Below are 23699 nucleotides of genomic sequence, written 5' to 3' on the forward strand. Positions count from 1 at the left end.
AAGCTAAGTCGATGGAAACCAGCAATTCAGGGCCTACACCCCAGGGAAAACGGCTCGAGGACGCAAAGGCAGAGTTCCTTGAGCGCCAGTCGGGGAACTACGCGAAGAATCTCGACCGCGTGCTCGAGAAGTGGATCGACTGGTGTGACGATCGTGGCGTCACCACACTCGAGGGCGTGAGTAAACGCACGATGGGGAACTACGCCGCCCACCTCGATCGGCGCGTCGAAGCGGGCCAGTCCGACCACGTCGACGGCGGCATCGCGGCGTCGACGGCGTGGACCTACTACAACCAAGTGTCGGCGTTCCTCTCCTGGGCGGTCAAATACGACTACCTCGCGGAGAACCCGGCTGAGAAACAGGTCGCGAAAGACGACATGCCGCCCCGCCCATCCTCGAACAGCGGCGACCAACAGTTCTGGAGCGTCGAGCAGCGCCGGGCGATCGTGGACTACGTCGACGAACGAGCTCGGGACGCGATCGACGAGAAAGGATCGGACGCTATCGAAGAAGTTCGTGACCGGGCGCTCATCACGGTTCTCGCGTACTCGGGCGTACGCGGCGCCGAGGTCCTTGCCGATTCGAACGACGCCCGTCGGAACGGTCTGCGCTGGCAGAGCGTCGACCTCGAGGCCGGGACGATCACGGTCCTGGGGAAGAACCAGCAACGCGAGGAGACGCCGCTCACCTCGAAAGCGGTCGCACCTCTCGAGCGGCTGTACCAAATCGTCGACCCGCCGGCCGACGGCTGGCCGGTGTTCCCCTCGAGGCATCCGCCGTCGCTGTACGGGGCGATCGAGGACGCCGACCACGATCGGCCCGACGGAAACCCGTGGGCGTACGTCCTCGAGCACGGCATCGAACCGCCGTCGCTCTCGACGTCAGGTGTACGCACGCTATTGAAACGCTTCTCCGAAGAAGCAAACATCCCCGATCTCGAGGATGGTGAGTATCTGACGTTGCACGGGGCTCGCCGGGGTGTCGGTGAAACACTCTTTCGCGAGCGCGGCGCCGCGACCGCTCAACGGATGCTCCGGCACGCCGATCCGAAGACGACTTCGCAGATGTACTCCCACATCGAAGCGAGCGAGCTGGGCGAAGACGTCAGTGAGGTGTTCAACGGTGAATAGAACTCTCTAACAGTATCCCTAAGCGCCCCTAAATTCAACATGACAGTGTCTCGTTCACACGATCAAGCAGAGCGTGAAACAGTGAAATTAACTACTTACTGGCAATTCATCAGTGCCATTCTTCAAACTTTGTCGAAAATTCTATGCAAACCGGGACAAAAAGCCCTTGTATACCTTGTTCGAACTGTCTTCTGACTCACCAATATTGCTATTTTCAATATTTAATCAATAGAATACAAATATTTAACCCAAATCTTTATATGCATATTTGGCATAGAATTAATATGAATCGTCGTTCAGTCCTCCAAGCGACCGCATTGATTGGAACGACCTCTATAGCAGGATGCCTTTCTAACTCTGTATGGAACGCAGACGACCCCGAAGCGCTTCCCTCCGCTTCTACTCATCGACCACCAAATGGTACCCCAACTGAACTCATTAGAGCAGATTACACAGATAATTCTCACGATGAAGCGATCCCATTAACTGAATTTGAATCTTCCGCCCAGCGTGAACTTGCAATCGCCATCACCCGTCTCTCTTATTCTGGCTCTGGTGAATCAGATCTTCCGTTTGGCTTAGGCGACTCAGATTTTGCACTATCTGATACAGACCTCTCTTCCTCGGTAGTTGAATGGCATGGTGAGTATTTTCGAGTAAGAATGCCGGTTGGTGAACCGGAACCTAACGGGGTTGAATTAGTAGACCCATTTGAGCTCGAATTAGCGCTTGAAGATGATAGACTTACGGTTGAAGTTGTGAACAGGAGCGAGAAACCATACGAGGTTAATCACTACGGAAGACCGTACCACGGGATACTGGTTGCATGGGACGGTGAACCGCATATTCTCAAAAACGATTATTATACAGATAATGAAGCGATAAACGTAAAGGGAGATTTTGTCTATCCCGACCATTATCGAAAACATGATGATCTTCCTGGGATCCTTGAATTGAAGCCTGAAGAATCAATCAAAGAAAGATATACAGTACCAAATAATCTTGATGCTGAGACAACGATCTGGATGGACACAGATTTCCGCGAAAGTCAAACATCAGAGGATACTAAACGAAAATTTCAAACCTATGTTTGGGATATATATGTAAAATAGGTTTCGAAGGTCGTGTTTAGAAAAGAATGAGGGTCAAACTAGGTGAATTCAGTTGTTCCGTGAGAAAGCGCCTGTTTTAGTGGTTGTAGGAGCTAGGACGGTTAGATTTTGTGAAGCTAGATTGTGCTGTACCGGGCTATGGATTTCGATGACAGTGGCTAGTTAGGTCCGTTTGATGAGCGAACAGGCTGTGGAGCGTGATCAGAATAAATTTGTAGTCTAACACAATCTCTGCGAGTCTGTGTTACTCGCTGATAACTATAGCTATCTGACTGCAACCTTGTTAGGAGATTGAGTGGTTAATTCGGTTACATCGGTCGAAACTGATCGGAAAGTGGGTATGAGACGTTGAATACGCAGATTAATAACCTCCACAACTCTTGGGTGGGTGATCGGGCCAATGTTAAACGGCGTATTTTTCGCTCTGCAAAACTCCAAGGCTTGTTACCTCGTCAACCCTTGAATCATGGCTGCCATCCTGTTTTATCACATGATGGATAATATTTTAATATTATCAAAAACTAATTTATGTGGCCATCAACTTTATACTCTGTACAATATGCTGGTCGATCAACTCTTTCATCTTTACCATTTGTTCCGTCATTATAGCAACCGTATTCAACTGCACCAATATCATTCCAACTCGACATCACTGTGGCTTTATCATTCGCAAATATCGCTGCATCCCGGTGTTCTCCATTATATAGATGAATCAGTTCGTGGAAAGATATGTTGTCTATTGGCGACCAAGAAAGATCTCCTTCGTAAGCATAATCAACAATTCCTACTCTATCATCGCAATAAATTGCACTCCCTATTGTTGATACCCATCCTTGATGTCCTTCTTGATCCGCATGGTCTAATATAATAACTGCATCAGTAGAATCCCACCAATAAGGACCATCATCATTGAACCATTCAACTGCCTCGTCTAACCGATCCGAGAGGGGTTGTTCACTATAACGATTGAACTCAAGATCCAATCTATCATTCGTCTGTGTATAGAAGTACGCGTCCTCAGAATCACTTAAGAAATTTTCCCACTGAGTAGAACAATGATCTGCTGCTCGATCTAAGGTACTCTCTGGATTACCTGAATAATACTGGTAAAATCGTTCTGTCATAACAAAATCCTGGATTACAGTCATACGTTTTCACCTTTTTTAGAAGCTACAACAAGATTACCCTTGCTTTTTGCACTTTCTTTCATATTTCTATAGTGCTTTGATAAAAGATGATCTGATTTTCTAGGAACCACAATTTTGTCTTCCGCTCCAAAGAACTCTACTACACCATGGTGCCGAGCAATTAGTGTTGGCTTTATTTCCATTTCGACCGGGTCAGGTTTTATAAACCGTTCTTTTGTTATGGTTTTATCATTCATCCTTGATTTGATTTCAACTTCCTCTGTTTCATTTGGCTTGGGAATTATGTGGACTTTCTCTTTCTCCAACGATATTTCTTCCATGTCACCATTATCTAGATGGATGTTTTTATCACCAAAATTCAAATCAACCCCTTTATTTGCTGCAGTAATCTTTGGACAATACTGGGAATAGGGGTTAGATAATCTAACATAGCTAATACCATGCCCTTGGAAAGTTCCATCAACAGGCAACACGTGTGTTTTAGTTCTATTTTTAAAATATGAAGGAGAGCGAATTTTGCCTTTATATCCAATGGCTATGTTTTTTGGACTCTTATTTCTTTCAGATGTTCTTAGAAGTGTTACTACCCCATCAGATGTTAAATATTCTAAGCCACCACAACCTACAGTAGTTGTTTGATTGCTCACTCCTCTATACTCTACGCTTAATTCTGTGAATTTACACGTGCCCAATAAGAGATCCTCGGCTGCTGCAGTACTTGTGGCTGATAACCCAGTTGTACTTAATGCTGTAATCATACTTGCCTGCTTCATTATTTCTCTTCTTGATTTTTCCATACTTCAAACACCAAAATGACATTATAGACAACCAATTATAAATCTTTCTGAGTTTTACATTTTTTGAAAGTTGGTGTGATGAATCGACATATGAAATTGGATTTGTTTAACTCACTGTACAATAGATAATGTAGATGACATAAATCATGACGTTTAACGGAACTCATAATAACAGCTTCACGTAGACATACCATCGCCAACTGTGCGCCATATATAAATGAGAAGTCCGTTTCAGACAGCACTCGAGTACGCCGATCGACGCGTCAAGACGGCTCGGGAGGGGATGCTCGACGTCCCGCTCGAGGACCTGTTCATTCCGCCCAATCGCGTGCTCGACCTCGGTCCCGGTCCCGACCGCGACGAGCTGGTCGCCGCCCTCGAGTTGGGGTGTGTCGAGCGCAACGTCTCTATCCCGCACATGTTTTCCTTCGGCGCTGGCGACGCTAGCGAGTGGGACGACTGTACCGAGTGCGGTCACCCGGTACCGGTTCGCTACGACGAGCGCTGTCGGATGTGCACCGACGGTGAGTGGACCGACCGGATGACCAGCGCGATCGAGGCGCTAGCCCGTGGCGCTCGCGAACGGAACAGCTCGTTCGCTCATCGCCTCCCGACGCAACTCTCGCCGACCGAACCCGGCGCGGCCCCGCTTCCGGGAGCAATCCTCTGGCGGCGTCACAACGCCGAGGGGACGTCGAAACTCGTCGAGGTCACCCAGCGCCTCGAAGACGCCGACGACGGTCACTTCGAGTACGTGTTGATGGACCCGACCCACACTGACCGCTGGCAGTACCACGAGGACGACCTCGAGGATTGCTTCTGGGATACGGGTCTCCGGAATGAGGAGATAAAGCCGATCATGGACGACCGGATTCGCGAGGTCTTCCAGCGGGTTCACCCCCATCTCTTCCGGACGGTTCACGACTCGGAGACGCTCGAACCTGCCGGCGAGCAGTGTATCGGGTGCCGAAAACGGAGAGACGAATGATCGACCGATTCGCTGCGAACTCATTCTTTCTCATCTAGGAAATATTCTGGATCAGACAGACGTTCAATGGCAAGCTCGCCCCGCGCAATAACAAACCAGACCACCCAGATAAAGCTAAACCCAATCGTAGCTGCGACAACATTGACCCACGTCACATCAGGATGCGTTAGAGCAAGATAAACCGCCCAAGCTGAACAGAACACGAAAACGAAGGTGAATCCCCTCTGATATCGGGACAACGCATTCCACATCTGGAGGAGGAAGGAAATTCTGGACATCATCTATTCCTCCGATCCCTCGCACCGGTGCCAGCCCTTCTCGTCGGTGTGGTGAAGGACGTACTCGGTGTCGTCTTTCTCCAAAATGAGGTACTCGTTATGCACGCTGGGCGTATCGAGGGTCATCACGCTATCGAACGCGTTCTGGGACTGGAGGTCCTGAAACTCGTCGAACGTGAGTGGCCGGTCCGGAAGGACATCTTTCAGCGCCATACGTGGGTACTCGAGTCAATCTACTTGAGTGTTCGCTGGCCCTGACGGTTGTCTCGAGCTCCCCTGAATACGACGGGAAAATAGTCTTCGCTCTCACTGGCGGAGTCCAAAATGGTCTGTTACCCCCAGGGATACAGACCGTTAGGCATTGTAGCGGACGAGTCGCACCATCATAACCCGGCCACCCCTCAGACCCAGTGGCCGTTTCCGCTACCGATCGACGTACTGGGACCTGTTTTCGAGGACTGACTACTCGTACAGATAGGAGAGGATATACGCAAGACCAAACGAAAGCAATGCCACCCCCACGGGAATCGGGTGGAGACCATCTGTCGCGAGAAGAACGAACCCAGACACCGTGACACCAATAGCAGCAAGTGCCACCTGAAGGGCGACGATCGTGGTGACGAGGTGCCTTTCAAACCGGCCTCCAGCGACCCGAAGCTGAAGATCGGGAGGGGCATCCTGACCAGCAACCATAGGTGAGATTGTGAGCGGGGCTGCAATAGGTGTTGGGGCTCTTACTGATCGACGGACCGGAACCCCCAAGTCAGGACCTTACTCGTACAACTTCCCGAGGAGATACACAGTGGCGGCCATCACGAAAATAGCCGGAAGCCATCCGAAAAGGTAGGTGACTGGCCGGGACCCAAACACGGAGTTCGCGGTAATGAGCGTCCAGATCAAAAGCGTCAAAATGAGTGCAATAGCGGTGAGCCCCCGAACGAGAAGAATCAACAACAACACGTTCTCTTCATACCCTTTCGCATCGAACCGGAGCTCGGCATCTGGGAGTTCGATCCGATCTGTGTCTGGCTCACTCATGCCCGTGCTGGTAATCGACCTGTAAACGGTTTAAGTGTTATCGGTAGATTGGTACAAACTACGAATCCACGTACCGAAACCCGCGAGTTACGGGCTTACACGGCACCGCTTCCTCGCAGGGCTCGAGTGGCTCGAACCAGAGGTGGCCGTGGTCGACATCGATTGTCTCCAGAAACTTTCGTGAAAAGTGAGGACCCTGGTGAATCAACCGAAACTCCCGAGTCCTGATTGACCGATTCTTTCGTTCGCTTTCTCCCAGAGCCTCTCTTGATTCATGATATCTTCCATGATTCCCCTTGCAGTCTTATTTTCGCACGTAAAGGCAAGATCAAACCGGTGCCGGGCGTCATGAGGCGAGACTAGCGCTTTCGTTTTCACCGGGCGAATCTCGGGATTTTCTTCGAGCTTTTCTTTATACAAATTGACATACTCATCAGCGCTGGCAGCGTTCGGCCAATCGCTATCACCCATCGTTCGCTCTACAGCACCGTGTGCGTGTTCAGCTCCTTCTGCAGCGCTCCGCAGAACGCCGGTCGTTTGGTAGTTAATCAGAATATCCATATTTGACCTACCAATGAGGGTGTCCAACGTCGATTTCTTCGCCGTGAGGCCTTTTGGATCGACGAAAGTGAACCAGTGACTAGATGTATTTACATCGGCAAGGAAACTAACTCCCCGATTGGAATCCATTTGCATTACTCTAATATATGGGTCATCACACCGTGCAACGAGGAAATCTTCACCTTCTACACCTGCTGGACTCACGTCGAACTCAAGGCCCAACCGGTCTGATATAGTTTCATGAAGCTTGTGGAAATGTGCCTCGGAGAGTTCGTAAAAGTAGAATCTGTCAAACGAGTCTTGGTGATTCTCGAGTGCAATGATGGCAGAACCATCGATTGTAACCCCGTTATCATCGATCACTGTCCGACCCGTCCCTGAGTGTGTATCGACGTACCATTTATCCTGTCGCCAGTTCGAATCCATTATCGTGGTGTACACGTCGAGGTATTCCTCGAGAATTACAAGCTTCGCCGATGTTTTCAAGTCCCCCCCGTCGAAGTGGTCAGTCATAGTTATTGACCAAAAGATGATGACTAATTCCGCATAAGTGTTACTGCTAGTACAGGTCTTCAGGAGAAGGGTCTATGATAACCGCGAGGGGATCTCCGGCATTGGTTCGTTTGGGATTTCCCGATCTGCAAACTCTTCGGGTGACTGCCTGTCTTTCCACTGCTGTAACCACTCGGAAACGTCGCTATTAGCGTGGTTTATCTGGTGTTTGTCTGGCCACAGGTGTACTGGTAAATCAAGTTCTTCGCCGATTTCTTGAACCGCTTTGAACTGCTCGAGGGAATACGAAAGCCACGTTTCTCGATCACGCAACGAGTCGAGTTGTCGGGCGAGTTCCGTTTCACCGGCGTCACGGGCGGCTTCGACGGTCATCTCGAAGTTCCCGCCTCGCGGGTTGATTGGTTCGTGGAAAATCACAGCGGGGTCGCATTCAGCAATCTGCTCTAGATGAGCTCGGAGATCGGAACGGGATTGGGTCGGATACGTCGGGCTCATACTTACGAAGGTTTGTACGCCAGCCTCTGAGAACTCTCGCAGCCCCCGGAGCCGATGTTCCGGTGATGGCGCCCGCGGCTCGATCGACGCAACTTCCGCAGCGTCCATCGTCGGGATTGACGAACCGATTGTCACATAGTCGCCAGCCTGTTTGAACGTCTCGAGATCTTGTAGTGCAAGGATCGGATTCCGGGTGAGAACTCGTGCGTACTGCCCGTGCTTTGCGAGGAGCCGGACGACCTCTCGGGTGATCTTACCCGCACGACCGTCCATATAGCAATCAGTCGCGAAAGAAATACCGACGACACCACATCCCTGATCGGTTTCATTCCACTTTTGCTTCCGCTTGAGTATTCCGTCTAGGTGGTCTGGGATTTCGTCTCGGTACAGTACGTAACTCCCCCATTCGAGTTGTGGGTTGTCCACGTCGGCGTGGTCTTTGAGCATATCCGGTCTGGTCCGGACAGCCGGAGTGCTCGGAACGTAGCAGAACTTACACCCGTGGCGGCACCCGGTCGCGACGTTGATAACGTAGTCACACAGGTGTTTGCTGTCTAACCCGGATTCGCTCAGTATCGCTTGCGTAGGGTCCTTCCCTGTTGTCACTCCCCCGGAACCTATCGACATATTAGACTTACTATGCTGGCTAGCAATAATTCTTCGGCCGACCGGCTCTGATTCACTGTTTGATCCCGACTGAGACGGTCGCTGGCTCATACTGTACCTATCTGACTACAGCCCAATAAGTAATAGTGAACAATTCTGTTTTACCGACACTGATTTTAAATACATCAGTGTGGCTATCTCACTGCCCCGGACACAACGCCTCGGCCACCATCGAATACGTTCGTCCGCAGTTCTCCCCCAGCACACTCGACGAGAGAAGGAATCACGAGGTGTTTGCTATCGGTGCTAAGGAACCATCTGCTTGTGTGATTTCGTATCATGATCTGAAGTTAGTGTATCCGTTTGAGCACTGCCTCGACCGTCCCCTCTCCAACCCCGTGCACGGACTCGAGTCGCTCTCGATCGGCGCCGCGCAACTCCTCGAAACTCGCGAACTCGCGGGCGATCGCCTTCGACGTCTTCGGGCCGACGCCGTTGACGTCCTCGACGAACGCGCGGATCTGGTCGTTTCTATCGTCGAGGTCGAACTCCAGGCGCCGTTCGAGTTCGTCGGTGTCAATCTCATTTTGCAGCTCGAACATCCCATGGCCCATAGCCTATGGATTTATTACATTTTGCCACTCGCTAGACTGTTAGATAAAATGAGTTTTCAATACACCACATTGATGTGGAGGGGTTTGATGGGAGTGGATCGTGCGTGAGAAAGGTGCTTCTCATTTTCGGGTGTGTACTCTTGATCGTCGGTGGTTCAGCGACTGCCAGCGGCCAGAGCCTCTCCCAGGAAGTGACGGGAGTTTCAATTGGGCCTATCGGTGGTCACCCTGGTTTCGCAGGAGAAGTAGAAGAATTCGAAGACACCGCTTCGGAGTATGTGGTCGACGTGCCCAGCGAGGTTTCGATAATCGCCGTTGATGCTGACGAGACGTACGTCGTCTTTAGCGATGAACCCATTCCTGCTGGCGAAGTGATCGCTGAAGGGAACGTGATTCCACATCCAGATCCCAGTTTCGATATCCTCATCGCGAGTGATTTCGAGGTTGACCAGAGCGGAGACCGAATCTCGTTTGAGGAGCTTCGGTCGAATCCAGAACAGTACAGCTACGAAGTGATCGAACTGGAAGCCAGTACCAGTACGGCAGCATTCGTGGCCAGACCAGCATCGGGAGTGGCTGGGGAAAGCAATATCATCGCCTTCAATGAACCCGGGTCGGGCTTCCCTGATCCGCTCGAGTTACCGCCTGGAGCCCAGGGGAGATGGGCGACACTCAACGTCTCTCCAAATGAACTTGGTTCGCATAACGAAGAACAGTCGCGCCTTCCTGAAGACGCGTATCATGGATTCTCCCTCGAACGCCAGTTCTGGGGCCACGGTGAAGGGACGATTACAGCCGTCGCGATGCCCACTTACTTTGGGATGGATGGGGACATGGAATTCTCTGGTCTCGAGTTCTGGGTCGTGGATGTCAACTACGATGCCCAGCGGATCTCCGGCGCCTCTGAGATTGAAGAGCGTGGTTCGGAACTTGAGGGCAAGACCGTCATCCTCGAAACCGATGTCGTGGGGACGACTACCTCGAGCCAGAACTTTCTCACCTCCGTCGTCTCGTGTGGTGACCAAACCGTGTGGATTCCGACGACTCCAGTGTGTGTTCCCGTCTCGACGGACACTGTAATCCACTCTGGCGGTCTCGTCGATGGAACCACCGTTGTTCCTTACGCTGGGTTCTCGAGTACGATTCAGAACACGGTCGTCGAGCCCGAAGAGGGACGGTACGAGATCACTGGTGAAGTAGTGAGCGCGAGTGAGCTCGAGGCAGATGTGCCAGGGAAATACGCACTCGTCGCCTACGATATGGAGCGAACAGGGGACGTAGCTCTATCTGGAGCAGTCAAAAGCGAAGCCAACCAGATGGCTGACAAACTCCAATCGAATATCGAAGACCAGCTACGTCAGGCGATAGAGGGCGAGGCCGAAAGTGTCGATGGGTCCGGGTCCGGTTCGATTGTGGTTGATAGTCCGCCAGTAGAGGATGGAACGATCAATAGCACCGAGGAGAACACGGACGAACATTCCGACGCAACACCTAACCAGAATACAGAAGTTCCCGAGGCAACAGTCGTATCAGCTTCCGTCGAAACCAATTCCGAGCAAACTGACGTCCACGTCGAGATTGCAGCGACGCTCGAAAATCCTAGTAATGAGACGGTCGAGAAACGGCTCCGGGTATATGCTAACGGAAATCTAACCGAACTCGAAACCGTGACCGTGCCGAGTGGCACCAAACAAATCACGCTCGAAACTCAATTTGCATTCCCTGGAGAGTATCAAATTGAAGTCGGAAACGTGTCTGCGGGGCAGGTTTCGATTACCGAGCCACCGACCACAGACCCCGTCGACAACACAGATACTGACGAGGAGACGAGCTTCCTGGAATCTGTTGCATCGTCGGTTGCGGGTATGTCGACGCCGATCGGGCTGTTCATGTTTTACTCCGGTGTGTTGCTCTTCCTCGGTGTGGCGGTCGTTGAGCTGATGCGGACGTACAAAGAGTATTTTTCCGAGTCAGAGGTCAAGACCTCGAACAAGCCTGGCTTGATTGCCCTAGTGATCTCCGTCGTCGCGATCGCCTCAGGTGGGGTACTGTCCGGTGGTGGGTATCTGGCTTTTGGAATGCTCATCTTCGTCGTTGGGTTGCTCTCTGCGTGGGTTCTATTGCTCTATGAGCTTCTGAAGCAGCTGTATCAGCGACTATAACAAGAGAAGAGGAGTTAGCCAGTCCTCGGGTTCGTATGTCTCCAAAATCTGGTTAAGCCGCTCGAGCTGTTCTTCCGTCGGGAGCGGTCGGGGACTATCAGGTCGTGTACTGGTCCCCCATAGCTGGCGGAGGCAGACGGATCCGGATTGTCTTAACCAACAAAATTATGGATTGTTGTTCCGTGTTGGTTAACACGAGAGTTGCCGATGTCCTATGAACCACCGCCCCACCGGCACACCTCTCGACGGAGATAGTCAACAGCCTCAACGAGTCTACACTGGACCAACTCCGAGACATTGCCCGCTACGCCAATGAGCTGGCCGAACACAAGAAGTGTGAGGGGCCCTCACTCACGAAGGGGCGAGATCTACGACTCCTCGTACTACGAAACGCAGCTCGTCCAAGTTGTCGAAAGCATACTTTCTCCTTTTGGTTGGGATCGCAAGGACATTCGACGAAAGCTCAATGGAACACGGGTAGTCGGTATCACGGACTGGACCTGACGAACCCCCTCCCCCCTTTTTCGAGTTGTAAATTCGTGACGGTGGGGAAGGGATGAACAGCAAAAAAGGTGATCAGACAGCCAATTGTACTGGATACACGAAATAGAAGGTCTGAAAACTAGATTCTACAATATACATTTACCAATACGAAAGTTTATGTAGTATATCTACTAACCATAACCCTACTAGATCATAGGAAAACGGATCATCTATCCAAGCTAAATGATTAAGCTCGTAGAGAGAACACGGACTCTTCAATCTCATTTGGGGTCTTTTCCTGTGTATCTTGATGTTTTAGAGCTTCTCCGCCCGTTTTCATTTTCGACTTTCATTCCTTTCCGTCTTGAGTGGTCTGTGCCCAAGCGACTTACAACTCGAAAAAGGGGGGAGGGGGTCGAACATTCGAGATCAACAAACTGATTCCATGATTATAGTGTTTGCAGATCAATATTACTGTCACTCGTGAACTGGTGCCGCAAGCGTTGTCCCTTCACAACAATCCTAGTTCTTACAACTCGAAAACGGGGGGTGTGAGACGAATCCTATCATCCAAAACATCCTTCACAAAATCCAAATCATGTAGATTTTGTCTTCATACTCGATTCGATTCACTTGCACTTACAACTCGAAAATGGGGAGGGTGGGAGAACTGTGCCAGATATGTTACCTCTTCTCAAATCGTTACAACTCGGAAACGGGGGAGGTAGTCACGATAGGATTCCGATGACGAAGATCCTCGAGGATCCGTTACAACTCGACAACGGAGGGTAATAGATTCCGAAGACGGTATCTGGTTCACTTCGAGAATGCACAACTGTAGTAGTTAGATCGTCTGATTTCGCCCAGTTACAACTCCACAAAGGTCCATATTTTTATACCCAGAGTTCGAGGGGATTCATAATGGGACGAGAGGGACGTAGAACAGAATCGGATCATCCGGAAGATGAAAAGGGTCATGAATCCTCCTCTGTTGATCCAGAAAATCTTGAATCGACGGGCCAGGATGCAGATTCCCCCGATACGTCACAAATGACGTTCGAGAAGAACTCGGATCCCACTGATTCGTCTCAAGAGGCTACGAACGGCGACAGTGGCGGCATCTCAATTCGAGATCGACTACAAACCGAGTCATCCGGTGGAGTCTTCGCGAATAAAGACCTCGTCCGGTCAGATACCATCATCGACGAGGATCGTATCGTCGGTCGTGATGACCAGCTAGGTCGCGTCGTCGACAATCTAAAACCGGTGCTCCAGAACGAAGGCATTCCAGATATGCTCCTGAGCGGCCCATCTGGGACTGGGAAGTCACTCATTATTCATGCGGTCTGCAAATAGATTGTTGAGCTGTGTGAATCACAAGGCAAGACCTTCGGGGTTCTCTCAATCAACTGTGAGGGGCCGAAGACTGCGGATCGGGCTGTTTATCGGCTAGTTAGAGCTGCTGCCGACGATCTCGGCGTTGATCCTGGTGTCCCCCAAACCGGCGTCTCAACGGATCAGAAGCTCGAGCGACTGTATGAACTGATGCGCGAGTACTACGACGGTGTCATCTTCATCCTCGATGAGATCGATATGCTTGAAGGACCGTATCAGGAGGCAGAGTACAATTCTCTTATCTACCAGCTTTCACGGGCTCGAAAACTCGCCGACTTTGATGGTCCGATCTCACTTACAACTATCACGAACTATGCCGATTTCATGAAGGATCTCAACAGCCGCGCACAGAGCTCATACAATCCAGATGATATTTTCTTCGACGATTACGATGCGATGCAGCTTCGTAGTATTCTCCAAAACCGGCGAGACGCCTTCAAGCCGGAATCTCTTGCAGAGGACGTCATTCCGCTTGTTGCCGCGTTCGGCTCCCAAACGCACGGAGATGCGCGGAAAGCGATTGATCTCCTCAGGTGGGCTGGCGAATTAGCCGAACGCCGTGGTGCTGGCACGGTTACCGAGACCGATGTCCGTGAAGCCCAGGAGAAATACACCGAAAATCGAAAACTCCGACACATTAGCGGGATCTCGACTCAAAAGAAACTCTCCATCTACGCTGTGGCGGCTACAGCCCATTACGCAAGAGAACATCCTGAGTGGATACCCGCTGGACCTACGTTCAAAACGTACCAATTCATCGCTGATACGATGGGTGCGGATCAGTACAGTCGAGAGACGTTCGTAAACCACGTCACAGAGCAGAGTACGTACGGTGTGTTGGACTACGAGCGCCGAGGCAAGGGTCGAGGCCGAGGAGTGCATATGTATTTCTCTCTCTCTGAAGATCCGGAAACGATCATGGAGACGATTCGTGAGGATTCGCGGTTCGAAGATCTAGCTCACGAAGATGCGACTATCAGTACGGTTGTCCGCGAGCGGCTGAAGCAGTTTCACAGCAAGAACTAATCTTGAACTTATTCTCCCCACACTTACAACTCGAAAACGGGGGGTGTTAGAGCTCTGGGGTGGGTTACAACTCGAAAATGGGGGGTGTCATTCACCGTAATCTCTCGTTACTACTCGAAAACGGGGGGTGGGGAACTCAGGATTCGACGTCCCTTTAGATATGATGTGCTATCCAACCGCATTATCCCATTTACAACTCGAAAACGGGGAGTGTGACCTCTGATTTTCTTGTTGTCAGTTCCATCGAGGAGAATGTTGTAGAGAAACGACGGGAAAGATCTCCCGAATCAAGTTCACTCATCTGGATTGACCGGCCCCTTGTACTTCGATTTTATTTTTTCGCCCTCCCGCCACTGCCAGTAGTAGTAGCGATTGTCGTTGATCTCTTTGATCGTGATCGTTGCCTTCGTTGGAACGTCATTTGGGAGGTCGTCTGGTCGATTTTCGATCTCGTCCTCTGTTGTCTCTTCCTCGAGACGAGCCTTGCGTTCCTTGTGTTCGGCTAGCTCTTCGGCGTACGTGGCAATGTCACGGAGGCGCTCCGGAGTGGACTCGTTGAGCGTATTGACCAAATCCGTCGGGAGGTTCGTCGATGGGGTCGGTGGTTCGTAGGACATCGGCTGTTGCCTCGTATTAACCAACAAGGGTCGACAACCCATAGTTTTGTTGGTTAAGTTAACAGCGTCGACCTGCACCCGCTTCTTGTAACATCACTCGCAACTTCTTTATATACATGTTTCGTACAATGTTACACCATGCTTCGGCGCATCGAACTCGAGGTTCTCGCTACCGTCGAACGCGGCGACACGATCTCCGAGATCGCGACGAAGCTCGACCATAGCGAGAGCTATCTCTCCCGGGCTGTCGCGGACCTCGTCGAGAAAGGCCTCGTCTACACGGAACGCGACGGTCGCCGAAAGCGAGTCGTTCCCTCTGATAGCCGGGCCGTCGAAGTCTACCAGGACCTCGTCCGCCAGCACTCGCACATCGACTTCCCTGAGCTGTTGACCGGCAAGGCCTTCGAGGTACTCTACTACCTCGATCAGCCGCGAACCGTCTCCGAAATCGCCGACCAAAGCAACAACTACCGCAACACGGTCAACCGAGTTTTGAAACGGCTGCGCGACCGTGGTCTCGTCGGCACGGACGACAGCCGATACGACTTCAACGCCGACTTCGACCGACTCAATGAATTCGCACGCGAATTGACGCACCATCTTCACCGACAGAGTCTCGAAGCGGTCGCCCCGAATGGCACGATTCTCTGGGAGGATCACGACGAATTTCTCGCGCAGACCGAGACGGAAGTCGACGCGGAGAACTTCCACGAAACCGGCCTCGCTCGATTCGCGGCGTTCGACCTCCAGTTTCTGTTGACCCGCCACCGCTACTACCTCTACTCCGAGGACGTAGCGGAAATCTCGCCGGCGGAACTCTGCTGTCACACGCTGCTGATTGACGATGACACCCGCCACCGCTCGTACTGTCTCCTGTTACTCACCCGCGTCGACATCGACGAGAATGATCCTCGAGAGCAAGCGGTGAAATACGGCCTGGAAGACGAAATGGACGCCCTGCTCCGGTACCTCGAGACGCAGGGAGCAGTCGACAGTGACCGCCTCCCCGAGTGGTCCAAGTTCCAGGAGCTGGCGGCTGACTACGAGGTGCCACTACCCAAATGAGACCAACATTCGGCCGCAAATACATCGAGAACGAGTTTCAGCGAATCTCAGATGGCCTGTCTGACCCGCTCACGGTTTACCTGATCGGTGGCGGCGCGATGTCGCTGCGCGACCTCAAGGGGGCGACAAAGGATATTGACCTCGTCGTCGCGGACGGCGACGCGTACAGCCAGCTGTGGGCCGTCCTAATGGACCTCGGATATTCGGAGGTGCAATCGCTGGAGGCCGATTACCGGGCGCTGGGTGCGACCAGCTGCGTCGAGAACGACGATGGCTGCCGCCTCGACATCTTCAACCAACAGGTCGCAAACAAACTCGTGCTGACCGACGGTATGCAAGAGCGCAGCGAGCCGTTCCTCGCGACGGATCGACTGACGGTTCGACTGGTCAGTAACGAAGATATCTTCCTGTTTAAGATGATCGCAGGTCGCGACGACGACATCGAGGACATGAATATGCTCGTGCAGGCTGGCCTCGAATACGACGTCGCCCGAGATGAACTCGAAGCGCAGATCGACCGGCTCGGTGACGATCAGTTTGCCACCTTCGCGAACGAGGCTCTGATCGAACTCGACGAGCGATACGGGGTGACTACACCGATCGAGGACCGCATCCAAGAGCTGACGAACCGATACTACCGCGGGCTCGAAGTCCTCCAGGCACTCGATGAACCGATGACCGTTGACGAACTGGCAGCCGATCTTGGAATAGACATCGATGAAGTCCGGGACAGGGTTGCGTATCTTGTAGAATTTGACCGAGTGCGCCAAGAAGGCGACACAGTCAGTCCGGTGGAGTAGTCGGGTCTCCACCTCTACTTAGAAGGAAGTCGACCATCTGGGCGGGGAACGCGTCCCCGTTTGATCTCGTGATCTACTCGACGCATATGCTTGCAGCCACCCTCGGGTGTTCGCTGCTGCCAGTCGGGACAGGTACATGACTCGCTGATGACGTCGACTTCGTACCAACGTCCAGACGCGGACTGCACCTCGTATCGACCACCTTTCGAAAGCAGTGAGACGTCCATCGCTTCATTGACGGCGCGCTGGGTCCGTGGCTCGAGGTCGTCCTGTGACTGTGGGTCATCGTCGACGACCAGGCGGTCGCGAACGTCGCCCGTTCGGCCACCGTCGGGAGCGACGGCTTCCGCAGGACCACGGAGCCGCTCGTAGAGCACTTCCTCCACTGGATGGCCTTCCGGCCACAGGTAGTGGACCTCGCGGCGCTCGCGATGGTCGTAGGAGCCGCACGCGGCTGCGCACCCAGTCCAGACGCGCCAGGCACCGAGCGTTGCCATCACGTCGACGATGTCGTGGGGAACCGTCTGGTGGTCGTCCGGGAAGAACACCCGGAAGCGGGTACACGCTTCTTGCGGCGGGACGGTCTCCCACCAGTCTTCGCTGGAGCCCCAGCTGTCGTACATCGCCTCATCGCTCCCGTAGCCGACAGTCACACCGTCGATCGGCGTCCAGTCCGTTGGCAGGTAGTCTGCCTCCCCTTCGAGCACTCGGAGGACGGCGTATCGAAGATACTCGTGGGCTTGGTTGTCCGCCGTTCGAGCGACCTGGTCGTGCTTTTCGGCAACGTGCTCGGCCTCCTCGAGGACCATCGTGAGATAGCGATCAGTCATGATTCGACGGAGGTCAGAATGCGCCTCCGCCCCTCCGCGGGCGCTGAAAAACTTAACAAACAGAGTGGTAGAGGCCTCTCCTACGTTGGTTAACTGAGTTAGGACGAGAGTTCGTTTTGGAGGACGTCGATGAGTTCTTCTGCCGTCCGACTGATCCGCCCGAGCCGCTCCCGAACGACCTCGGGATCGTCCGACTCCCACGCAGCCAGGTAGAACGCCGACCCACTGGTGTCGAGCCCACAGTAGCGCCCGACGACGTAGGCTACCGCCTCGGCCTCGACTTCACGTTTCGACCGTTCGGTGTCGTCGTCGATGTCGAAGTGGAGCAGGGCGTGCGCGTACTCGTGCATCAGCGTCCGGACGAGGTCGGCATCGTTCTCCCGGGCGCGAACCTCGACACGCGGCTGCATATCGACGAGACTGAGCTGTTTGCAGATGCCCTTCGCTTCACCGTGCGTCCACTCGTCTTCAGGAACGATCCGAACCGTCACACCGAGTTCATCCGCGATATCGGTCAGCCGGTTGACGAGGTCGCCGGCGTCACCGGTTGCTTCAGTCTCGAGTTCGGGGAGCGGTTCGCCCTCGGTCTGGGAGACGTCGAACACCGGGGCGGGCTTGAACCCGACCAGGCCCTTCGACCACTCCTCGGGGGGCGTCTCGTCGTACTCGCAGTCGATTTTCTCATGGTAGCTCGGTGAGTTTTCACACTTCGGGCACTGTTTCGTGATGATCGGTGCCCAGATCCAGATGGCCGACTCACCTTCCTTTACGTGACGCTCGAACTCCTCCTGCCAGGTTCGGTAGCCCGCCACGCGGGTCGCCTCGGGACACTGGTGCTTGATCAGGAGCGTGTTTCGATACGAGTAGTCATGGAAGCGACTCTGCACATCGAGCCACTCCTGGAACTCCGCGCTGGCTTGCGCGTCGTCGACGCCGTCGACGAGGTCGTCAATCCACTGTTCGATGGTACTGTTCATCTCGTCCGATCGCGTGTCGGTCTGATTGAAGGAGACCGACGAGTCACTGATTGTAGCCATTATGCTCACCAAATGGGGTTTTACTGCGACTGTGGCAGTTCAGAACGCGCCGCACGCCTTCGGCGCGTACAAAAAACCGTTCTCTCGGTTAACGGAGTTCGTGGATCTCGTCAGCGAAGCCGAGCGTGACCAGGTACTCGAGGAACTCGTCGAACCGTTTGACGTCACTAGGCGTCTCGGTCGCCAGATGACGCGTCCATTCGATGGCCCACCGGAAGGCGGGATCCGATCCGCCTTTGCCATGAATGTACCACCAGCGAGCCACCTTGAGAACGACCAGTGGGTTCGTTGGTGGCTGTTCGCTCGCTAGACCATGGGTAATCGACTCGATTTTCGCTGGCACTTCGGCTGGCTCGATTTCCCCGGATTGGGTGTGCGAGATATTGATTGGAATATCGTCGATCGACACATCGCCCGTTCGCTGTTGTTGACTCACGGAAATCACCTGACTGTGAGAGCTCTCAATGAAGCCCTCACCCTCTCAAGGGGGACAAAAAACACCACCGGTGGTCTGCCTGTCGGATCTCACCGGCCGATTGTACCTTGGCGCGTGATCAAGGCATCTGGGTTGATATTGAACGCGACGATCGTCGAGTCCTCAGTTGCAATGACGACCACGTCGATATCGTCAATCACAGGGGCACTCTCAGTGTGCCCCACGGATTCACCGCCGACGTCGACGGAACCCTCAAAGACATAGAGGTAAGTGTGCCAACCAGTCCGGGACGGGAGTGTGGTCGCACCCCCCGGCATTGAGCCGACAGTCGTAGAAGTCGACGTCGCTACGGACGAGCAGCGAGGCGTCGGTTTCCTTGGGACCGGAGAGCTGCCTGCTCTCACCAGAAAAAGCTGAAAGCTTTTACTCATTCAATAACTACCATAGTCTTGAATGGAAGGCCAGGTGCAACCTAAGGACACGACCAGCACCACAACCGAAGTTTTCGACCAACTCCGAGAAAAAGTCACACACGAAAGACAGATCGAACGCGAAAAGGCGATCCAGACGCTTACCGACCACTCTGCAAACGAACTAAAGTATTTGGAAGGAACCCCGTTCATTCCCGGAGTCGAGATTACCAGGTCAACACTCACACCTCCGGATGTCCTGTCAGTTGAAATCCCCGTACATCCACAGACAGGTGAAACAGCCAACGTACGAGATAAATACGGACTATACGAGGGTAATGAAGTACTTCTCCAGGGAGAATACGAGGGTGACGATGTGCAAGCCGCCGGTGTTATAAAAGAAATCAAACAGCACTCGATCGACGTCAAGGTTACTGGTGAGGCAGCCGGAGATCTGAGCCGACAAGGAGAAATCGCTAAATCCAGCAATTCATCGATCGGCGGAATACTCAATCCGGTAACATACAATAGGCAGCTGGACGCAGTAGAATACGCTCAGAACCATTCTATCGCATCCGTCCTTACAGGCAGTGAACCAGTTCAGTTCTCCCACCAGTTCGTTGCTAACACACGCGAACTCGACGAAGACCTTTATAAAAATAAACGTCAAAAAGAAGGAATTGAAAAAGCACTGAACGCTGAAATCCTTGCTTGTCTTCAGGGACCACCGGGTACTGGGAAAACACGTGTCATCGTCGAACTGGCTCGTCGTCTTGCCTTAGCCGATAAACGAGTGCTGATCGCAGCAGAGACAAATGCAGCTGTCGACAACATTTTGATCGGAAGTAGTGACGAATTTGAGGCTGACACGGATTCTTTGCTTCACCATCACCTGGAAAACGAAATCAATACTGCGCGAACAAATCTGGATGGGGAAGAGGTCCATCCACTTGCTAGGGAACACTTGGCCGATTATTCTCCAGAAGCTGCGGAGGTAGTAGCTTCTACGAACAGCAGCTCTGCTAAACTGGGTGTTGACTCCTTTGACTACGTGATTATCGATGAGGCTACTCAAGCTTCGATTCCATCCAGTTTGATCCCTATCGTCAGGGGAAGGACAACTATCCTTGTCGGTGACCATAAGCAGCTGCCACCGTTCTCCCAATTACAGAACAAGACCCAGGAATCACTCTTCGAACGCTTGTACGCGGAAAATGGTTTATACGGACCAGATATCGGCACCCGTTTCAACATCCAATATCGAATGAACGAGACAATAGCAGAGTTTCCATCACAGGAGTTCTACGGTGGAGATCTCAAGACAGCGGGAAGTGCAGGGAACATTCGAGGTCAACTCGATATGCTGCCTATGGGAATTTTCGAGGTGAACGGAGATTACGAAGAAGGAAGGATGTCGAAGTACAACCCGAAAGAGGCTGAACACGTGGAACGGGTGATCAAAATGCTTCGGAAGAAGGGACTGCAAGATAATGAGATCGGGGTTGCTGCTGCGCACCGGAAACAGGCAGAGCATATCAAAGACCGTTTGAATCAGGCAGGTATCGGTAATCTCCAAGAGTTGAAAGTCGATACGTTTGATTCTTTCCAGGGAAGCGAACGTGACGCGATGATTCTTTCCTTCACTCGATCGAATGAACGAGGTAACATCGGCTTCTTGGGTGATGAAATAGGAAGACGACGGCTCAACGTTGCCATGACCCGTGCTAAGGCCTTTTGTGCCTTGATCGGTGACTGGGATACGCTTAGAGAGGGTTCGGATCTGTACGAACGCCTCTATCAGTACGTTGACGCAGAAATCGCACCTGCGACGAAGGTCACTCTTTAGACGTACCGGGATTATTAAGTATGGATTCGGTTTGGATTTTCTAATAGTCAACGTGGGTACGGAATCCTTCGCTCGTTTTAGAAAGATAAACCAATTCTGATAGTTTAATTATGGGGTGGTGTTTTCGAGATTCCATGGTTGATATACCACTTAATCCGGCAGCGCTTATGCCGGTGGGAAGTAGACACTCTGCTCGCCGGCGATTTCCTCGAGGTTGTTTCGGTGGCGGTGAGTGAAGTAGCACTCGTAGCTACAGTATCCACAGACTGCCCCGGTATCGTATTCGGCGACATAGGGGCCACGACGGGTTCGCCAGACGTTCGTTCCGCACTCAGTGCAGGAGGCCTGCCCAAGATCAGCTGGTCTTGGCCCCTCGTATTCGACGTCCAATCCCTCATCTTCCGGTGTCGATTCAGGCCAGATACCGTGGGACTTCCAGAATTCACGGATTCGGGCGAGACTATGGCGTACCGTCTTCCGAACGGTGACGTGATCGGCGTCGCGACCGCTGTCGTTCCAGCCGTCGGCTGTCCAGAACTCGCCGAACTGCGCGCCACGATGCAGCCCGTTCCAGTCGAGGCCGACGATGTCGGCCGGCGGCTCCCCTGTCAGCGTTGGCTGAGTGAGCTGCTCCACGACCTCGAGTTGCTTGGGTGGGCTGCCACCGAGGATGTGGACGCGACGGCCCCGCCAGTCAACGGGATCAGAGAACTCGTGTGCAAGTGTGTCCGCATACCCTCGCGAGTAGCCGAGTACGATATCGTCGGGAATTGCCTCAATGGCGGCCCAGCATTTCGGGACAATGATGAACTCCGTCTCGGGTAGACTCTCCTGGAGCTCTCGAATTGTGTCGACGTACACCTGTGCTTCCGTAGCGTCGTAGGCGTCACCGATAACACCCACCTCGGGCTCGTACTCGAGCGTCCGATCGACGTACCGGTCGAGGTCGTGATTCCGAAAATCGTTATCGAGCATTCCGACTGGACACTCGAGAGTATCGAATTGCGACTGCTGATACGTACAATCCTCGCGAAACCCAGGGAGGAAGCCGAGGGTCAGCGCATCGATTGCAAACGGAACCCGATGGAGGAACGCCACGTACGCCGCCTGTCGGGCGTCAGTGTGTGTCTCAGTGGAGCTATTGCTAACTGGATTTGTGCTGTCGTGAATGGCCATGAGGAGTCTCCTGCGGGACTCCGTCGCCCCGCAGGGCTCCACGGGGCACGACAGACTCACTATTAACCAACAACAGTAGAGAAGGAGGGCGATTGTTGGTTAATCGTCAAACAGGCACTGCATCGCTGCTTCGTCACCTGTGAGCGTCTGCTGGTCGGCGTCCGTATCCGCAAAGAGCGTGGACTGATCTCCTGGTGAGGACTGCTCTACTTCCGGCCGATCATCGACGCCAAACTCACTGGCCTCGGGGCGATCGAGTCGTGAATCTCGGTCGCGATGATCGACGTCTGCGCCGAAGTCCTCGAGCGAAGTCTCGACGCTCGTCTCGGTTACTTCGAGTTGGCCATCGTCTCTGAACGCGGTCTGTCGCTGAATCTTGATCTCGGGCCGATTACTCATTCTATTGAGCCTCCACCCATGACGGCGCCGACAAACAGCCCGCGACCATCCATTCAGGTATCTTCTGAGCGAATCTCGTTAGCTCGATTTTCGAGCTGACGGAGAATCTGGACGCGCTGCTGGTTTGCGTTCTCGTAGGCGACGCACGCCCGCAGCGTCTTCATGTCGTGAATCGTCGCGATACTAGCGTTGATGAGTCGGGCGTTTGGCGGTTCGAGACGCTGCTCCGGCGTGAGACCACCTGATTCGATGGATGGATCTGACGAGTCGCTCACTTCTGTTCGCCTCCGCTCTCTGGAGGCGACGATAAACAGCGGCCAGGTTACTTCTTGTGCAGTTCGATTTCAGTGACGGCTACTATAGATGGCGTCGAAGCTTCACTTGCTCTCACTCAATTCTGACAACCGGCTCTTCCTCAAATTCCACAGTAATCGTATGCCCTGCGTATGGGAATTCTACTCGGCCAACTCGGGTAGTCCCACCAATGGTTGTAGAAAAGATCGACTCCAGTGCGTCAGGTTCGACGGCGTCATAGAGTGGAGGAAGCTCTAGCGGGTCCCTATCTTCAAGAGCTGCTACTTCGTCTATGATCTGTTCGTGTATCTCATTGCTCTCGTTCGTAAGAGACTGAGTCATTGATACTCTATGACACACTCCCCTGGTAATACTTTTCGATCATATTGTTACCAGCAGTCATTGGTCTTGGAGTGAATCCACTTTGGGTGGTATTGGAACGT

Annotated in this window: 24 protein-coding genes and 1 pseudogene; 8 read left to right on the forward strand and 17 right to left on the reverse strand. The window is 52.9% G+C overall.

The genetic code is table 11. The features are described from left to right. Positions 1 to 11: 11 nt before the first annotated feature. Positions 12 to 1130 (forward strand): tyrosine-type recombinase/integrase, encoded by a 1119-nt coding sequence (locus ACFQO4_RS19560; RefSeq protein WP_312912741.1) that lies wholly within the window; start codon positions 12 to 14, stop codon positions 1128 to 1130. 284 nt (positions 1131 to 1414) lie between these two features. Beyond that, positions 1415 to 2242, forward strand: a complete 828-nt coding sequence (locus ACFQO4_RS19565) for a hypothetical protein (RefSeq protein ID WP_312912740.1) — start codon at positions 1415 to 1417, stop codon at positions 2240 to 2242. 521 nt (positions 2243 to 2763) lie between these two features. Here ACFQO4_RS19565 and ACFQO4_RS19570 read toward each other — a convergent pair. After that, a complete protein-coding gene (locus tag ACFQO4_RS19570; protein ID WP_312912739.1) occupies positions 2764 to 3390 on the reverse strand; it encodes a hypothetical protein in 627 nt (208 codons plus the stop codon). Further along, a complete protein-coding gene (locus ACFQO4_RS19575) occupies positions 3387 to 4187 on the reverse strand; it encodes a hypothetical protein (protein WP_312912738.1) in 801 nt (266 codons plus the stop codon). The genes ACFQO4_RS19570 and ACFQO4_RS19575 overlap by 4 nt, the downstream gene beginning before the upstream one ends. 217 nt (positions 4188 to 4404) lie before the next feature. Between ACFQO4_RS19575 and ACFQO4_RS19580 the strand changes: the two genes are divergently transcribed. Continuing rightward, complete coding sequence (locus tag ACFQO4_RS19580) at positions 4405 to 5175, forward strand: hypothetical protein (RefSeq protein WP_312912737.1); 771 nt, start codon at positions 4405 to 4407, stop codon at positions 5173 to 5175. A 20-nt stretch (positions 5176 to 5195) separates the two neighbouring features. Here ACFQO4_RS19580 and ACFQO4_RS19585 read toward each other — a convergent pair whose 3' ends face one another. From ACFQO4_RS19585 to ACFQO4_RS19615, 7 genes are all read right to left on the reverse strand, one after another. After that, entirely contained in the window at positions 5196 to 5456 is a 261-nt protein-coding gene (locus ACFQO4_RS19585; protein WP_312912736.1) for a hypothetical protein, read from the reverse strand. Beyond that, on the reverse strand, positions 5457 to 5666 hold the full coding sequence (locus ACFQO4_RS19590) for a DUF7964 domain-containing protein (protein WP_312912735.1): 210 nt from the start codon (positions 5664 to 5666) through the stop codon (positions 5457 to 5459). Positions 5667 to 5915: 249 nt separating this feature from the next. Further along, positions 5916 to 6146, reverse strand: coding sequence for a hypothetical protein (locus tag ACFQO4_RS19595; protein ID WP_312912734.1), 231 nt, complete (start codon positions 6144 to 6146; stop codon positions 5916 to 5918). 78 nt (positions 6147 to 6224) lie between these two features. Next, entirely contained in the window at positions 6225 to 6491 is a 267-nt protein-coding gene (locus ACFQO4_RS19600; RefSeq protein ID WP_312912733.1) for a hypothetical protein, read from the reverse strand. 204 nt (positions 6492 to 6695) lie between these two features. After that, positions 6696 to 7565, reverse strand: a complete 870-nt coding sequence (gene tcmP, locus ACFQO4_RS19605) for a three-Cys-motif partner protein TcmP (RefSeq protein ID WP_312912732.1) — start codon at positions 7563 to 7565, stop codon at positions 6696 to 6698. Between the two features lie 72 nt (positions 7566 to 7637). Then, positions 7638 to 8687: an SPL family radical SAM protein gene (locus ACFQO4_RS19610; protein ID WP_312912731.1), complete on the reverse strand. Its 1050-nt coding sequence runs from the start codon at positions 8685 to 8687 to the stop codon at positions 7638 to 7640. A 329-nt stretch (positions 8688 to 9016) separates the two neighbouring features. Further along, positions 9017 to 9268: a helix-hairpin-helix domain-containing protein gene (locus tag ACFQO4_RS19615; RefSeq protein WP_312912730.1), complete on the reverse strand. Its 252-nt coding sequence runs from the start codon at positions 9266 to 9268 to the stop codon at positions 9017 to 9019. Positions 9269 to 9384: 116 nt separating this feature from the next. On the opposite strand from ACFQO4_RS19615, the gene ACFQO4_RS19620 reads away from it, so the two are divergent. Next, complete coding sequence (locus ACFQO4_RS19620) at positions 9385 to 11442, forward strand: hypothetical protein (RefSeq protein WP_500262485.1); 2058 nt, start codon at positions 9385 to 9387, stop codon at positions 11440 to 11442. A 1533-nt stretch (positions 11443 to 12975) separates the two neighbouring features. Further along, positions 12976 to 14346: pseudogene (locus ACFQO4_RS19625) on the forward strand (Cdc6/Cdc18 family protein). Positions 14347 to 14639: 293 nt separating this feature from the next. Here the strand turns inward: ACFQO4_RS19625 and ACFQO4_RS19630 are convergent. Beyond that, positions 14640 to 14963 carry a DUF6788 family protein gene (locus tag ACFQO4_RS19630; protein ID WP_312912728.1) on the reverse strand — a complete coding sequence of 108 codons (324 nt, stop codon included), beginning with the start codon at positions 14961 to 14963 and terminating at the stop codon, positions 14640 to 14642. A 138-nt stretch (positions 14964 to 15101) separates the two neighbouring features. On the opposite strand from ACFQO4_RS19630, the gene ACFQO4_RS19635 reads away from it, so the two are divergent. Then, complete coding sequence (locus ACFQO4_RS19635; protein WP_312912727.1) at positions 15102 to 16028, forward strand: helix-turn-helix transcriptional regulator; 927 nt, start codon at positions 15102 to 15104, stop codon at positions 16026 to 16028. Beyond that, the gene (locus tag ACFQO4_RS19640; RefSeq protein WP_312912726.1) at positions 16025 to 16828 is read left to right on the forward strand and encodes a DUF6036 family nucleotidyltransferase; all 804 of its coding nucleotides are present in this window, start codon (positions 16025 to 16027) and stop codon (positions 16826 to 16828) included. The genes ACFQO4_RS19635 and ACFQO4_RS19640 overlap by 4 nt, the downstream gene beginning before the upstream one ends. 14 nt (positions 16829 to 16842) lie before the next feature. Here ACFQO4_RS19640 and ACFQO4_RS19645 read toward each other — a convergent pair whose 3' ends face one another. The 3 genes from ACFQO4_RS19645 to ACFQO4_RS19655 all read right to left on the reverse strand — a co-directional run bounded on the left by ACFQO4_RS19645 (position 16843) and on the right by ACFQO4_RS19655 (position 19131). Then, entirely contained in the window at positions 16843 to 17658 is an 816-nt protein-coding gene (locus tag ACFQO4_RS19645; protein ID WP_312912725.1) for a hypothetical protein, read from the reverse strand. 98 nt (positions 17659 to 17756) lie between these two features. Further along, positions 17757 to 18695 carry an ArdC-like ssDNA-binding domain-containing protein gene (locus tag ACFQO4_RS19650; RefSeq protein ID WP_312912724.1) on the reverse strand — a complete coding sequence of 313 codons (939 nt, stop codon included), beginning with the start codon at positions 18693 to 18695 and terminating at the stop codon, positions 17757 to 17759. 88 nt (positions 18696 to 18783) lie between these two features. Continuing rightward, positions 18784 to 19131 carry a DUF8013 domain-containing protein gene (locus ACFQO4_RS19655; RefSeq protein WP_312912723.1) on the reverse strand — a complete coding sequence of 116 codons (348 nt, stop codon included), beginning with the start codon at positions 19129 to 19131 and terminating at the stop codon, positions 18784 to 18786. Positions 19132 to 19584: 453 nt separating this feature from the next. Between ACFQO4_RS19655 and ACFQO4_RS19660 the strand changes: the two genes are divergently transcribed. Next, on the forward strand, positions 19585 to 21387 hold the full coding sequence (locus ACFQO4_RS19660) for a DEAD/DEAH box helicase (RefSeq protein WP_312912722.1): 1803 nt from the start codon (positions 19585 to 19587) through the stop codon (positions 21385 to 21387). Positions 21388 to 21552: 165 nt separating this feature from the next. On the opposite strand, the gene ACFQO4_RS19665 is transcribed toward ACFQO4_RS19660, so the two are convergent. The 4 genes from ACFQO4_RS19665 to ACFQO4_RS19680 all read right to left on the reverse strand — a co-directional run bounded on the left by ACFQO4_RS19665 (position 21553) and on the right by ACFQO4_RS19680 (position 23598). Then, positions 21553 to 22563 (reverse strand): DUF6610 family protein, encoded by a 1011-nt coding sequence (locus ACFQO4_RS19665; RefSeq protein ID WP_312912721.1) that lies wholly within the window; start codon positions 22561 to 22563, stop codon positions 21553 to 21555. A 99-nt stretch (positions 22564 to 22662) separates the two neighbouring features. Further along, positions 22663 to 22962: a hypothetical protein gene (locus tag ACFQO4_RS19670; RefSeq protein ID WP_312912720.1), complete on the reverse strand. Its 300-nt coding sequence runs from the start codon at positions 22960 to 22962 to the stop codon at positions 22663 to 22665. A 53-nt stretch (positions 22963 to 23015) separates the two neighbouring features. Further along, positions 23016 to 23237 (reverse strand): DUF8129 domain-containing protein, encoded by a 222-nt coding sequence (locus ACFQO4_RS19675; RefSeq protein ID WP_312912719.1) that lies wholly within the window; start codon positions 23235 to 23237, stop codon positions 23016 to 23018. A 112-nt stretch (positions 23238 to 23349) separates the two neighbouring features. Beyond that, positions 23350 to 23598 carry a HalOD1 output domain-containing protein gene (locus ACFQO4_RS19680; protein ID WP_312912718.1) on the reverse strand — a complete coding sequence of 83 codons (249 nt, stop codon included), beginning with the start codon at positions 23596 to 23598 and terminating at the stop codon, positions 23350 to 23352. Positions 23599 to 23699 lie beyond the last annotated feature (101 nt).

The organism is Saliphagus sp. GCM10025334, from assembly GCF_042663485.1.
Classification (GTDB): Archaea; Halobacteriota; Halobacteria; order Halobacteriales; family Natrialbaceae; genus Natronosalvus.

What these genes read in the sequence shown, in the direction of transcription:
- ACFQO4_RS19560 (WP_312912741.1), top strand. Translation starts at nt 12, where the DNA reads ATGGAAACCAGCAATTCAGGGCCTACACCCCAGGGAAAACGGCTCGAG.
- ACFQO4_RS19565 (WP_312912740.1), top strand. Translation starts at nt 1,415, where the DNA reads ATGAATCGTCGTTCAGTCCTCCAAGCGACCGCATTGATTGGAACGACC.
- ACFQO4_RS19570 (WP_312912739.1), bottom strand. Translation starts at nt 3,390, where the DNA reads ATGACTGTAATCCAGGATTTTGTTATGACAGAACGATTTTACCAGTAT.
- ACFQO4_RS19575 (WP_312912738.1), bottom strand. Translation starts at nt 4,187, where the DNA reads ATGGAAAAATCAAGAAGAGAAATAATGAAGCAGGCAAGTATGATTACA.
- ACFQO4_RS19580 (WP_312912737.1), top strand. Translation starts at nt 4,405, where the DNA reads ATGAGAAGTCCGTTTCAGACAGCACTCGAGTACGCCGATCGACGCGTC.
- ACFQO4_RS19585 (WP_312912736.1), bottom strand. Translation starts at nt 5,456, where the DNA reads ATGATGTCCAGAATTTCCTTCCTCCTCCAGATGTGGAATGCGTTGTCC.
- ACFQO4_RS19590 (WP_312912735.1), bottom strand. Translation starts at nt 5,666, where the DNA reads ATGGCGCTGAAAGATGTCCTTCCGGACCGGCCACTCACGTTCGACGAG.
- ACFQO4_RS19595 (WP_312912734.1), bottom strand. Translation starts at nt 6,146, where the DNA reads ATGGTTGCTGGTCAGGATGCCCCTCCCGATCTTCAGCTTCGGGTCGCT.
- ACFQO4_RS19600 (WP_312912733.1), bottom strand. Translation starts at nt 6,491, where the DNA reads ATGAGTGAGCCAGACACAGATCGGATCGAACTCCCAGATGCCGAGCTC.
- tcmP (WP_312912732.1), bottom strand. Translation starts at nt 7,565, where the DNA reads ATGACTGACCACTTCGACGGGGGGGACTTGAAAACATCGGCGAAGCTT.
- ACFQO4_RS19610 (WP_312912731.1), bottom strand. Translation starts at nt 8,687, where the DNA reads ATGTCGATAGGTTCCGGGGGAGTGACAACAGGGAAGGACCCTACGCAA.
- ACFQO4_RS19615 (WP_312912730.1), bottom strand. Translation starts at nt 9,268, where the DNA reads ATGTTCGAGCTGCAAAATGAGATTGACACCGACGAACTCGAACGGCGC.
- ACFQO4_RS19630 (WP_312912728.1), bottom strand. Translation starts at nt 14,963, where the DNA reads ATGTCCTACGAACCACCGACCCCATCGACGAACCTCCCGACGGATTTG.
- ACFQO4_RS19635 (WP_312912727.1), top strand. Translation starts at nt 15,102, where the DNA reads ATGCTTCGGCGCATCGAACTCGAGGTTCTCGCTACCGTCGAACGCGGC.
- ACFQO4_RS19640 (WP_312912726.1), top strand. Translation starts at nt 16,025, where the DNA reads ATGAGACCAACATTCGGCCGCAAATACATCGAGAACGAGTTTCAGCGA.
- ACFQO4_RS19645 (WP_312912725.1), bottom strand. Translation starts at nt 17,658, where the DNA reads ATGACTGATCGCTATCTCACGATGGTCCTCGAGGAGGCCGAGCACGTT.
- ACFQO4_RS19650 (WP_312912724.1), bottom strand. Translation starts at nt 18,695, where the DNA reads ATGGCTACAATCAGTGACTCGTCGGTCTCCTTCAATCAGACCGACACG.
- ACFQO4_RS19660 (WP_312912722.1), top strand. Translation starts at nt 19,585, where the DNA reads ATGGAAGGCCAGGTGCAACCTAAGGACACGACCAGCACCACAACCGAA.
- ACFQO4_RS19665 (WP_312912721.1), bottom strand. Translation starts at nt 22,563, where the DNA reads ATGGCCATTCACGACAGCACAAATCCAGTTAGCAATAGCTCCACTGAG.
- ACFQO4_RS19670 (WP_312912720.1), bottom strand. Translation starts at nt 22,962, where the DNA reads ATGAGTAATCGGCCCGAGATCAAGATTCAGCGACAGACCGCGTTCAGA.
- ACFQO4_RS19680 (WP_312912718.1), bottom strand. Translation starts at nt 23,598, where the DNA reads ATGACTCAGTCTCTTACGAACGAGAGCAATGAGATACACGAACAGATC.